Source organism: Hazenella coriacea (assembly GCF_004341825.1).
In the GTDB taxonomy this organism is placed as follows: domain Bacteria; phylum Bacillota; class Bacilli; order Thermoactinomycetales; family Thermoactinomycetaceae; genus Hazenella; species Hazenella coriacea.
The window spans coordinates 159,005-171,315 of record NZ_SMAG01000001.1; the positions used below are offsets into that span (position 1 = coordinate 159,005).

The following is a 12,311-nucleotide window of genomic DNA, read 5'->3' on the forward strand; positions in this document are numbered from 1 at the left end:
CCTTTCTACGTACGAACTGATATTTGTTGATCAATCCAATAAAACATCATCATTCTTACTTCATTCGGATGAGTCCGACAACGTTCGATCCACTCATCGGATACCAACTCTTTCATCAATTGAGCTCGTCGCTTGTGATCGGGTACCTCACGTTGAATCCATTCCCGAACCTCTTGCATTAAATCTAGATAGAGGTGATATTCATCTCCATACACGTCTTCTAGTTCATGTCGAATTTTTTTGGCTAGAGAAGGACTTGCCCCACTGGTAGATATGGAGATCTGTAACTTCCCTCGTTTCACCGATGAGGGAACGGTAAAGTTACACAAGTCAGGGCGATCAACGACATTAATCCATTGCCTTCGTTGACTGGCATCCTGGTGAACTTCTACATTCACTTCTTGACGGTCAGTAGCAGCAATGACTAAGAAACTGTCTAGACCATCTTCAGATTGATAAGGACGGCAGATCCACCGGATTTGTCCAACCAAAGCTAACTGTTCGAGTCGAGAAGTCACTTGCGGGCTAACGACGATTACATCCGCCTTTGCTTCTACCAATGAAAGAACTTTTCGCTCAGCGACAACTCCACCACCCACCACTAGACAACGGCGAGCCGATAGATCAACCATCATTGGATAATAATGTTTCATCTCAATCGATAACTCCTTCTCTAGATCCAATGGTGAAACGACACACTCGATTTAGAAAGCAAATAGTTACAGATGATAACAAAAATAGAGAGAGTCGTCCACCAAGCAAGGCGACGACCATACCACTTATTCATGATGGATCGATAAAGGACAAACCCATAAACAAATAATACCATTAATGATCCTAAAATCTTAAGATCCATCCAAAAATCGTGTCCAACTGTTTGATATGCATAAATAACTCCCAAGATGAGTGCGATTAACAATAATAATGTGCCTGACATCACTAACCATTTCAGAATCAATTGAAGTCGATCCAAACTAGGCAATCGTCTTAATAGACGGTTCCATTTGCGTTTCTTTAACAGAGACGTAGTGATGAGATAAAGTCCTGCACAAATACTTGCCAACGTAAAAGCAGCATAAGCCATAATAGCCATTGTCATATGAATAAATACCAACTCAGAGAGTAGCAACTGCTCCAATACAGGTGAGACATCCCTCGCAAAAAAGAAATGAATAGCAAGTACCGTAAAGCTAAATAAATTAGCAACTAAAGAGAACATCATCAACCGAGAGCATCTGTTCAAAATGAGCGTAAAACTAACCAACATCCACGAATAAATAAATAATGAGTCAAAACGAGTCGCCATCGGGAAGAACTCAAACACCCGTAAAGTAAATTCTGTTGTCTGTAAAAGCCAGACTAGCATGAGTAACCCATATGAAATGCGTTGAGCTCGTTTACTTGCATGTAAAAAATCAGAGCACGCAAAAAGGAGGCTCAAAGCATACACATATATCGTAAAGTCGTAGATCCATCGCTCAGCGAACACAGTTGCTCCACCTCACTATGAGCGGATCAAAGCTTTTTGATCGAAAAAAGCTGAGGTTTTGAGCTCTACGGATGCAGTTTTACGTTCTTTCTCAAGCTCTTTTTCTTTGAGCTGCTGCTCAAGAGCAAATATATAAACAAACATATCTAAGGCATCTTCTTTTTGGGAACTAGTAGCTAATTCTTTAATACGAACAATTGGATCACGCATTAACTGATTCACAATGCTTTTGGTGTGTTTACGAAGCACACGTTTTTCTTGTTCACTCAGTTCAGGCAACTTACGCTCAATTCGAGCCATCGTTTCCTCTTGAATTGAAATCGCTTTCTCGCGCAAAGCAGAAATCAATGGAACCACACCCAATGTTTGTAACCAATCTTGGAATTGCTTCGTCTCATTCACAATCCAAGCTCGTACTTTTTCAGCCTCTTGCTCACGCAAACTCATATTGGCGTCAACAATCCCCTGTAAATCATCAATATCATACAGGAATACTTGATCTAGCTCATGAACACCTGGATCAATATCCCTTGGAACCGCTATATCCATCATAAAGATTGGAGAGCGACGTTGTTGAATCGCAATCTCTACCATCTCTTTTGTTAAAACTGCTCGAGATGCACCTGTGGAACTCACTACAATATCCGCTTCCGCCAAAGATGGAATCAATTGATCCCATGAACGAGCTTCACCATGAAACTTTTTCGCCATCTCTTCAGCTTTTTCTAGCGTCCGATTGACCACAAGCACTCGAGTCGCACCTGTAGAGTAGAAATGTTTGGCTGTAAGCTCACTCATCTTTCCAGCACCGATCAACAAAATCGTTTTATCTGCAAACGTGTCAAACATTTTTTTGCCTAACTCTACAGCCGCATAACTAACGGAAACCGCATTTTGACCAATCTCCGTTTCAGCATGTACGCGTTTACCTAATGTTACAGCTTGTTTGAACAACATGTTAAACAAAGTTCCTGTTGTCCCCGTCGATTGTGCGGTTAAAAAGGCTGTTTTTACTTGTCCTAAAATCTGGGTTTCCCCAAGAACCAACGAATCTAAGCCACATACCACATGAAAGAGATGGTCAACAGCCTCTTGGTTCTGTTTAATATACAAATGATCAACGAATTCCTCTCTCGGAATACGGAACCAACTCTCTAAAAAAGATTTAGAGTAATATTCACCTGTATGCAGTTGGTCACATACCACATAAAGCTCCATCCGATTACAAGTGCTCACAATGACACACTCAAGAATACTCTTCATATCTCTGAGACTTCTTAAGGCCATCTGAAGCCGGTCATCAGAGAAAGAAAGTTTTTCTCGAAGTTCCACTGGAGCCGTTTTATGGTTAAATCCAACGATGAGAGTATGCATAAGAACTTCACCCCGAACTACAGATTAGCCAGTTTAATTAACCACTTTTAGGCTGATCTGGTACATATATTAGTCAATAATCATTTCTCATTATAACACAGGCACTTTTAATCCCAAGCTTCACCTGTGAACACATTTTGAAGCCCCGTTGTTATATACTATGACGTTTTCGCATAAATAGAGTTCTAACTCAACCTAATCAAGTAATTCATGGAAACCATAAAGCAATTCCTTCCAGTCCTTTCACTTATAACTCTACATGAGCATTTTTAGTCACAAATGGATCTAGATCCCATCGGGTCGCTGTTTCTCTATCTCACTCTCATAGCGTGTACGCAAAAGTCGCTCGTCAGAGAAATATCTCCCCTCCTAGCTAGGTTCATTGAATCAAGCTACCCAATTTCTAATTGATTCCAGTTGTTTTGCTCAAGTCGAGTTATAAAACGCAACTGACTGTCAAAACTCTATACCCATTCTGTGGTTGGGACCACATAAGAAGAGGTGGTTGAATTTGAAAAAGAAATTCCGTTGGCTTCGGTTGTCAATCATAGTATGCCTTTTCTTCAGTTTAGTAGCCTGTATGGGGAGCAACTCGCAGACTGGACTTACCAAAGTGAAACTGGTCGAAGTGACCCACTCCCTCTTTTATGCCCCTCAATATGTAGCGATAAGTAAAGGATTTTTTGCCGAAGAAGGCATCGAAATCGAGTTAAGCAATGGAGATGGTGGAGACAAAACCATGACAACCCTCGTCTCTGGACAATCGGATATCGTTTTAGTTGGAGTAGAAGCTGGAATATATGTGACTGCTCGTTCCCAAAATCAGTCCACAGTCGCCTTTGCTCAATTAACCCAAACTGACGGAACCTTTCTCGTCTCTCGAACACCCATCGATTCTTTTGATTGGAGTATGCTCAAAGGAAAGACTTTACTAGGCCAACGCCGTGGAGGAATGCCTGAAATGGTGAGTGAATATGTACAAAGAAAAAACGGAGTGATTCCTCATCAAGATGTCACCATTATTCAAAATGTAGAGTTTAAAAATCTGGGTACAGCCTTTGCCGCAGGTACAGGAGACTTTGCTCAACTATTTGAACCTGTCGCCTCTAAATTAGAAAAAGAAGGCAAAGGGTATATCGTCGCCTCCTTCGGGACAGATAGTGGTCGTGTTCCCTACACTTGTTATTTAACCAAAAAGAGCTTCCTAGATCAAAATCCCGATCTTATCAAACGTTTTACTCGCGCCATCTACAAAGGACAACAATGGGTTGAGACTCACTCCACAGAAGAAATCACCCTAGTGATGAAAGAACACTTTCCTGATACAGATCCAGAGATTCTCGCACGTGTGATGGATCGATACAAAAAGCAAGGTTCCTACGCAACCCATCCACAAATCGATGAAGCTGAATATAACCATTTATTAAATGTGATGCAACAATCAGGTGAACTACCTAAAAGAGTTCCTTTTTCGCAACTGATTGATACAAAGATCTCTACAGAGATCATGAGCGAAAGTCAGTAAAAACTCTATATGAGCATTTTATCTCGTTGGGTCGCTGTTTCTCTGTCTCACTCTCGTAACCTATAAGAAAGCCGTTCGTCAGAGAATCATCTCCCTTCCTAGGTTCATGGGATTAAACAGCTTGATTTCCAATTCATTTAAAAATAAAGGGGTGATCACCAGTGGCTTCCCCTTATGCCATAGAAGTAAACAACTTAACCCATACCTTTATGACCCCAAAAGAAGAAAGGGTAGCTCTACAATCGATTTCTCTCCAAGTATTGCCCGGGGAATTCTTAGTCATTGTAGGAACCAGTGGCTGTGGAAAAAGTACTCTTTTATCCCTGATTGCAGGATTACTACAGCCTACCTATGGTGAAATTCTTCTAAATGGAAAAAAAACCACCCATCCTTCATCTTTGACAGGATATATGCTACAAAAGGATGGATTACTTGAATGGAGAACGGTCAAACAAAATATGATTTTGGGCTTACAGATTCAAGGTCAGGCAACAGAAGAACGAATTCTCCATGCTCAACAATTACTCACCCAGATGGGTCTGAGTCATGTAATCCACCAATATCCTTCCCAGTTATCGGGAGGAATGAGACAAAGGGTCGCCTTAGTTCGAACCCTCGCCATTCAACCTGAAATCCTCCTCCTCGATGAACCCTTTTCCGCCTTAGATATCCAAAACAAATTACATCTTGAAGAACTTTTGACACTCGTCTTACAGAATCACCAAAAAACAACGGTCTTAGTTACTCATGATTTAGAAGAAGCGATTGCCTTAGGAGATCGGATTGTAGTCTTGGGAGGACATCCCGGTGAAGTTCGTCAAGTAATCCAAGTTCCTGATGAAATTCGCCAATGTCCCCCTATGAAAACGAGAGGTCATCCGTTCTTTCGCCCACTATTTGAAGATTTATGGCGGGAGGTGGAAAAAAAGTGAACCCCTTAAAACCTACAGTAGCGCACAGCCCTGCTTATGTTGCTTATTTACGTCACTTGAAACGAACCCAATGGTTGGTTTGGACCATCCGTTTAGCGATCCTGATCATTTTTCTTTCTTTATGGGAATGGAGTACTCAAACAGGATGGGTAGATCCTTTTCTCTTTAGTAGTCCAACTCTTGTTTGGCAACAAGCGGTTCAACTTGCTCAAACAGGAGAGCTTATCAGTCATATCTTCCTAACAGCCAGTGAAACAATCATTGGCTTCTTATTAGGAACCGCTGGCGGGATTGGACTCGCCACTTTGATCTGGTCTTCCCCATTTTTCTCGCGAATTCTGGATCCTTATCTAGTCGTTCTGAATAGTATGCCCAAAGTAGCCTTAGGACCTTTTTTCATTGTCACCATTGGAGCAGGTTTTGGTTCGATTCTAGCGATGGCAGTAGCAATCACTATTATTATCACAACTTTGGTGATTCACACCAGCTATCAAAATGTTGATGAAAGCTATTTGATTGTTGCCAGGTCTTTAGGAGCAACTCGATCCCAGATTTTCCGTATGATTATTTTTCCCGCTTGTATTCCTGATATGATCGCCTCTTTGAAAGTAAATGTAGGGTTAGCTTGGGTTGGAGTGATTGTTGGAGAATTTCTAGTCTCTAAGGGGGGATTAGGCTATCTCATTATGTACGGGTTTCAAGTCTTCAACCTTAACTTAGTTATGTTAAGCCTAGTTGTCATCGCACTAATTGCCACGATCATGTATCAACTCATTTCTTGGTTAGAACAGTACCTGCTCCAAAAGCAATAAAATATCGGTGGTGTCAATAAGGTTGTTTAATCAAGTATCAAAGCTCGATTTCCCCTCTCCATGAGCTTGTATCTTGCAAAGAATAAAAAAGTTCGCTCCACCCTTCGACTCCGGGAGGAGGCAAAAGGATCGAAGTCTCTCCGAGAAGAGTTGCCTCCTCATTTCCTTCATCGAAAGGTTCTACTAAGGTGTGGTACAAAGTCATTTCGTGCGAAAGATCAACTCCTAACTGTGGGTATTTCGACACACTAATAAAGTATATAAGTTAAGTTAAGGATTCCGAGAAAAGAACAGCTTTCATAGGAAATCTATCAACCTTCATCGACTGTATGGTAAGATAATAGAAAAAATATGGTAAGGAGAGACTCCAACCCATGCAATCGAAAGTGATAGGTTTACTTCTCGTTCTTTTCGGACTCCTCCTCTTGATTGTTAAATTTGAGTGGGCTCCATTAACCTCTTTTCTTAGCTGGCCTTTTCTACTTTTTTTAGGTGGAGCCTTATTAACATTTCTCGGATTTATTCGAAAAAAACCTCAACTTGTTTTCTTGGGTACAATTATGGGTGGATGTGGACTCTATATTTGGGGACTTAAATACGAGATCGATGGTTGGCCTGACCACTGGAGCTTCATCGTAGTGATCCTTGGGATCGCCTTTTTGTTACAATTTGGAGTTAGTAAAAATAAATCGACAGCCCTCATCGGTGCCATGATTCTTCTAGCTGGACTCTTTGCTTGGCCCGGTATTACTGACATCCCTATACTTGCACCCATGACATCGATGGTCCATTCTATTTGGCCGATCTTTATTGTCACACTAGGAACCGTCTTACTCCTAAAAAAATAATTGTTATAATGGGAGACGATACAAACCCATTTGGACAAATATCGACTCCTCATGGTACATTCACATGATTAAGCAAGACGGTCAACCATAAAAGTATTGGAGAATCAAAAAATGAGTTTAATTAAAACCAAAGAGGAAATTCAAAAAATGAAAGTAGCGGGATCATTACTCGCTGCTTGTCATCGTGAACTAGCCAAACGAATTCAACCCGGTGTTACCACATGGGATATTGATCAATGGGTGGAACAATATCTAGCTCAACATGGAGCGTCCCCTGAGCAAAAAGGATATCTGGGTTACCCCTATGCGACCTGTGCTTCGATCAATGAAGAAGTTTGCCATGGCTTCCCCAGAAAAAAACCCTTAAACGATGGAGATATTGTTACCATCGACATGGTTGTGAACCTCGATGGGTGGTTAGCGGATTCGGCATGGTCTTATGCAGTAGGGAAAGTATCTCCAGAAGTAGAGCAACTTCTTCAAATCACTCATCAAGCTTTGTACAAAGGGATTGAACAAGCGATTCCTGGTAATCGGATTGGCGATATCTCACATGCGATCCAAACACACGCAGAGTCAAACGGTTTATCTGTCGTCCGTCCCTTCATCGGGCATGGGATCGGACAACGGATTCATGAACAACCAGAAGTTCCTCATTACGGACCACCTGGAAAAGGACCTTTACTCAAAGAAGGTATGGTTCTCACGATCGAGCCTATGCTCAACCTAGGTAGTCACCATGTCCATGTCCTCTCAGATGGATGGACAGCAAAAACGGTAGACAATCAATGGTCTGCTCAATATGAACACACCATTGCCATTACGAATGAGGGACCACTCATTTTGACTGAACAGTAATCCTTCCAATCAGAAATTGAGTATCCATATAAAAAAGTAGGTTTCCACTTCAATGGGTAAACCTACTTTTTTATATGATCTTTTGCCATTCTTGCCTTTAACAGCTAATCTTTATCACATATAAGGGTATTTGCTATACTGCTGTCTGTACTTCCTTTCTAATCCCTTAGACAGCAAATAAAAGGATAAGAGAAGGAGTAAATAACTTCCTACCAAAATGCCCATCAACCATGGATAAACGACAATATAGTTCTGATCCTGTCCGATCAATCCTAACCATTCAAAAGTCTTCGATAAATACTCGATTCCAAATTGATCTTCTCGAACATTTGTACCACCTAAAAAAATATGGAGTACACTTAACTGTCCGATGAGATTAAGGACCAGAATCATTTCAAACACAAACATCATGATCAGATCTTCTTTTAGGGCTGGAAGGATATGCTTACGAATGATCCAACCCCGACTGGCTCCCATCGTTTGCGACACAAGAACAGATAAACGCTCTTTGAGTAATAAAGTCTTTTCTTGTACTGATGCACTGATGGCAGGGATTCCAAATAGAGCCATCACGATACATTGAATCAAAACAGCTATCCAAATGGGTTGTTCAGGCTCCATAAAAGGAAGGAGAATGATGTACAAAAGAAGAATCTGAGGAATCGCTCCTAAATAACCGATGGATAAACCCCGACTGACTTCTTTCCCATTCATTCCTTGATAGAGACCAATGAAAAAGCCAAATAACAATCGGATCAAAGCGACTAGCAAAGTAATAAATATCGTATATTTCAAACCATGTAGCAGTAAAGAGAAAATATCGCGTCCGAGACGATCCCGTCCCAACCAATGCTCTTCTGATGGAGGGGCTGGAGTTAATTTCAGTTCTCCAGTAGGTGACAGTTCCAAAATCTTTGCATCTGTAATTGTATAGGGAGCAATCCAGGGACCGATGATGGCTAGTACGATAAAAATGCTAGTTAATACTCCTCCGATCCACAAAGGTAGATTGAATGATTTTACTTTAATCATGAGCAATCCCCCTTTCACACCCAGTAATCAACAGGCGCAAACAGATGACATTGAATCCATAAATGATGATGAGCATCCACAAAAGATTAATTAGTTCAAATTCACCAGCATAATTGTGATAAATCCAAATGATTCCTGGGGAATTAAATAACGTTTCCACGATAAATAAGTTGGCGATCATAATCGAACTGATTTGATGAATATTCGTTTTGAGATAAGGGGAAACATTACGAAAAACATGGTCTGTATAAATCGACCAACGACTCAATCCTTTCGCTTTCGCGGTTAAAATATAGTCTTCGGTTAACTCCTGATAGGTTTGCTTGGAAACTATGCGGGTCACATAGGCGAAAGGCAGATAAAATAAAATAATCAAAGGAAGCAAAATGGCTGTATCCTGATCTGTCGTATATACCTCAGCCACCAGCACATCGGTCATTTCTAGGATCCAGATCACTAGTAGTTGAAGCAAAATAACGGCCAAAAAGTCAGGCACGACCGAAGTAAACTCTAGCACACTTTTCATCCAACCTTGTTTACGAGCGATCCACATCCCGGTTAACATTCCACTAAACACAGCTAACAATCCTGTCCCCACTAAACTAATCAGTGAGAATAAAAAATATGAAACACCATCTGTCAACCAAGAATAACCTTCAACTTTTTCTCCATAAATTTCTCTATGATAGGTCAAACTTTCTCCTGAAAATAATCCTATCAGATAACTTTGAATAAAATGCAGCCAGTCTTTTACCAGATGTAAGATCGTCATCCCTTCATTGAGCTTCATAAAAAAAGGAATCCACTGAGGTAATTGAGCCACAAGAAAAACAAAACTGACTAACAACATAGTCTGCAAAAGCCATTTCACCTAACCAACACCCCCATCACACTCTCAAATCCCACATAAAATATCCTCAAATTCCAAAGTTCAGTCAATTCCGATTTCTTTCACCTCTAAAAAAAGAAAATTATACAACTAATTCTATTACTTATTAACTTTGTTTTCTATATTTATAGTAAAAAAAATCGAACCTCTTTAGTGATTCGACCAGATCGTAGTTCATCTATCTAAAACTCACTTGTCTCCTATGCTTAGGATCGCCAACAACAATCCCGAGATCAAAGATAAGGATATTTATTATATTGATGTTGATACTTTTTTTCTAATCCTTTTGAAAGTAGATAAAAGGATAGGAGAAGAAGCAAATAACATCCTACTAAAATCACCATCAGCCACGGATAAACGAGAATATAAGCCCGATCTTGTCCAATCAAACCTAACCATTCAAAAGTCTTTGATAAATATTCACTATAACCACGAACCTCTGTACCACCCAAAAAAATATCAAGCACACTTAACTGTCCGATCAAATTAAGCACCAGAATCATTTCAACCACAAACATGATAATGAGATCTTCTTTTAACGCTGGTGCACAGCTCCACTAACCGCTGGAATTCCAAAAAGAGCCATAATGATTACTTGTATAAGAACTGCTTGCCAAATGGGTAGTTCTCCATATTTAAAAGGGAGGAGAATCACGTACAAGAGAATAATCTGAGGAATCGCTCCCAAATAACCGAGCGAGAAGCGCCACCCCACAGGCTTCCCATTGATCCCTTGATATAAACCAATGCTAAATCCAAATAGCAACCGAACAAAAGCGACTAGCAAAGTAATGAATACCGTATATTTTAAACCATGTAATAGTAAAGAGAGAATATCGCGTCCAAGCCGATCTCGCCCCAACCAATGCTCTTCTGAGGGAGGGGCGGGAGCTACCTTCCATTCTCCCATTGGCGGATGATCCAAAATCTTTTCATATGTAATCTCATAGGGAGCGATCCATGGACCAATGATCGCCAATATGATAAAACAACTCGTCAATATTCCTCCGATCCACAACGGCCAATTAAACATTTTTTCTTTATTCATGGGCAAACACCCTTTCACATGCAACAATCAACAAACGCAAACTCAAGACATTGAATCCATAAATGATCACAAAGATCCACAAAACATTAATCAGTAAAAAATCACCATAAAAATTTTCATAAATCCAGACCACTCCAGGAGAATTGAAAAGCGTCTCGACTATAAATAAATTTGCCACCATCATCGAACTAATCTGATGAATATTTGTTTTCAGATAAGGGGTTACATTATGCGCTTCATTCTTAAACACCTCGTTCGTGAAGTCTCCTACCCCTATTCACAAGCTCATTATATTTTAAAGAAAATATATAATCATTTTAATACAGGGAAAATAAAAAATCGAATCACCGAAGTGATTCGATTTTATGAAAGACGGGATTACTTAATTTCGTGTGTAGTAATCAATTCATTTTTTTCTTTAAATCGATCCAAGGCTAGTTGAATCAACTTGCTCACTAATTCAGGGTATGAAATACCCGAATGCTCCCAGAGTTTTGCGTACATACTAAAAGGCGTAAAGCCAGGCATGGTATTAATTTCATTGATCAGGATTTCACCATTATCTTTACGGATAAAAAAGTCTACCCGCGATAAACCTGAACCATCGATCGCTTTATAAGCTTGAACGGCCATCTGACGGACTTTTTCCTTGGTTTCCTCTGGCAGCTCTGCTGGGATCCTCATCTCTGATTTTCCATCAATGTATTTTGCTTTATAATCGTAAAAATCATTGGAAGATACAATTTCACCAGGTTGAGAAGCTTGTGGCTCATCATTACCTAAAACCGCTACTTCAATCTCATGAGCAGGGATAAACTCTTCTACGAGAATTTTACGATCATATTGAGCTGCGAAATCGATCGCTTCAACCAATTCCTCTTGTGTCGATGCTTTGGAAATCCCTACGCTTGATCCCAAATTAGCCGGTTTAACAAAACATGGATATCCAAATGAGCCTTCAATCTGTTGCAGAATTTGCGAGGCGTCCTTGTTCCACTCCGATTTCAAAAAGTACACATATCTACCTTGGGGTAATCCTGCTTGTTCAAAGATTTTTTTAGTCATCACTTTATCCATCCCCACCGCAGAAGCCAAGACACCTGCTCCCACATAAGGAAGATTAGCAATTTCTAAAAATCCTTGAATGGTTCCATCCTCTCCAAATGTTCCATGAAGTACTGGAAAGACGACATCAATCTCACTCGGTTTCATGATTGAAGGATGACCTAGATCATGAGAATCAGACAACACAGGCAATTGGCTTTGTAGTTGTTCCCTTTTACTTTGATCTAGATTTGCAGCGATCATCGGTAAGGATTCTTGACCTATTTTCCACAAACCATCTCTAGTGATCCCAATTGGAATCACTTCATATCGATCCAAATCCATGGATTTAATCACTGAAGCTGCCGATGATAGGGAAACATCATGTTCGCCTGATTTTCCTCCAAATAATACAGCCACACGTAATCTCTTACTCATCCACTCCCATCCTCCTCTGTTT

Annotated in this window: 14 protein-coding genes; 5 read left to right on the plus strand and 9 right to left on the minus strand. The window is 40.3% G+C overall.

Features of this window, described 5'->3' with window-relative positions; translation table 11 throughout:
• Window positions 1-5: 5 nt before the first annotated feature.
• Genes EDD58_RS00755 through hemA form a run of 3 tightly spaced genes read right to left on the minus strand, consistent with a single transcriptional unit; the run spans window position 6 to window position 2,863 of the window.
• Window positions 6-653, minus strand: a complete 648-nt coding sequence (locus tag EDD58_RS00755) for a precorrin-2 dehydrogenase/sirohydrochlorin ferrochelatase family protein (protein ID WP_131922934.1) — start codon at window positions 651-653, stop codon at window positions 6-8.
• A 20-nt stretch (window positions 654-673) separates the two neighbouring features.
• Window positions 674-1,489 carry a cytochrome C assembly family protein gene (locus EDD58_RS00760; RefSeq protein ID WP_131922935.1) on the minus strand — a complete coding sequence of 272 codons (816 nt, stop codon included), beginning with the start codon at window positions 1,487-1,489 and terminating at the stop codon, window positions 674-676.
• Between the two features lie 15 nt (window positions 1,490-1,504).
• Window positions 1,505-2,863 carry a glutamyl-tRNA reductase gene (gene hemA, locus EDD58_RS00765; RefSeq protein WP_131922936.1) on the minus strand — a complete coding sequence of 453 codons (1,359 nt, stop codon included), beginning with the start codon at window positions 2,861-2,863 and terminating at the stop codon, window positions 1,505-1,507.
• A 511-nt stretch (window positions 2,864-3,374) separates the two neighbouring features.
• Here hemA and EDD58_RS00770 point away from each other — a divergent pair.
• The 5 genes from EDD58_RS00770 to map all read left to right on the plus strand — a co-directional run bounded on the left by EDD58_RS00770 (window position 3,375) and on the right by map (window position 7,838).
• Window positions 3,375-4,388: an ABC transporter substrate-binding protein gene (locus EDD58_RS00770; RefSeq protein WP_243648597.1), complete on the plus strand. Its 1,014-nt coding sequence runs from the start codon at window positions 3,375-3,377 to the stop codon at window positions 4,386-4,388.
• Between the two features lie 161 nt (window positions 4,389-4,549).
• Window positions 4,550-5,320 carry an ABC transporter ATP-binding protein gene (locus tag EDD58_RS00775; RefSeq protein WP_243648598.1) on the plus strand — a complete coding sequence of 257 codons (771 nt, stop codon included), beginning with the start codon at window positions 4,550-4,552 and terminating at the stop codon, window positions 5,318-5,320.
• Window positions 5,317-6,132, plus strand: a complete 816-nt coding sequence (locus EDD58_RS00780) for an ABC transporter permease (RefSeq protein WP_243648599.1) — start codon at window positions 5,317-5,319, stop codon at window positions 6,130-6,132. The genes EDD58_RS00775 and EDD58_RS00780 overlap by 4 nt, the downstream gene beginning before the upstream one ends.
• A gap of 374 nt (window positions 6,133-6,506) precedes the next feature.
• Window positions 6,507-6,980: a hypothetical protein gene (locus EDD58_RS00785; RefSeq protein ID WP_131922938.1), complete on the plus strand. Its 474-nt coding sequence runs from the start codon at window positions 6,507-6,509 to the stop codon at window positions 6,978-6,980.
• Window positions 6,981-7,091: 111 nt separating this feature from the next.
• Complete coding sequence (gene map, locus EDD58_RS00790; protein WP_131922939.1) at window positions 7,092-7,838, plus strand: type I methionyl aminopeptidase; 747 nt, start codon at window positions 7,092-7,094, stop codon at window positions 7,836-7,838.
• Between the two features lie 114 nt (window positions 7,839-7,952).
• Here map and EDD58_RS00795 read toward each other — a convergent pair whose 3' ends face one another.
• From EDD58_RS00795 to EDD58_RS00820, 6 genes are all read right to left on the minus strand, one after another.
• The gene (locus tag EDD58_RS00795) at window positions 7,953-8,870 is read right to left on the minus strand and encodes an ABC transporter permease (protein WP_131922940.1); all 918 of its coding nucleotides are present in this window, start codon (window positions 8,868-8,870) and stop codon (window positions 7,953-7,955) included.
• Window positions 8,863-9,741, minus strand: coding sequence for an ABC transporter permease subunit (locus EDD58_RS00800; protein WP_165875727.1), 879 nt, complete (start codon window positions 9,739-9,741; stop codon window positions 8,863-8,865). Before EDD58_RS00800 ends, EDD58_RS00795 begins: the two co-directional genes overlap by 8 nt.
• A 251-nt stretch (window positions 9,742-9,992) precedes the next feature.
• Window positions 9,993-10,277, minus strand: coding sequence for a hypothetical protein (locus tag EDD58_RS00805; RefSeq protein WP_131922942.1), 285 nt, complete (start codon window positions 10,275-10,277; stop codon window positions 9,993-9,995).
• Window positions 10,278-10,294: 17 nt separating this feature from the next.
• On the minus strand, window positions 10,295-10,807 hold the full coding sequence (locus EDD58_RS00810; protein WP_131922943.1) for a hypothetical protein: 513 nt from the start codon (window positions 10,805-10,807) through the stop codon (window positions 10,295-10,297).
• Window positions 10,800-11,057, minus strand: coding sequence for a hypothetical protein (locus EDD58_RS00815; RefSeq protein WP_131922944.1), 258 nt, complete (start codon window positions 11,055-11,057; stop codon window positions 10,800-10,802). Before EDD58_RS00815 ends, EDD58_RS00810 begins: the two co-directional genes overlap by 8 nt.
• Window positions 11,058-11,185: 128 nt before the next feature.
• The gene (locus EDD58_RS00820) at window positions 11,186-12,289 is read right to left on the minus strand and encodes a D-alanine--D-alanine ligase (protein WP_131922945.1); all 1,104 of its coding nucleotides are present in this window, start codon (window positions 12,287-12,289) and stop codon (window positions 11,186-11,188) included.
• Window positions 12,290-12,311: the final 22 nt, after the last annotated feature.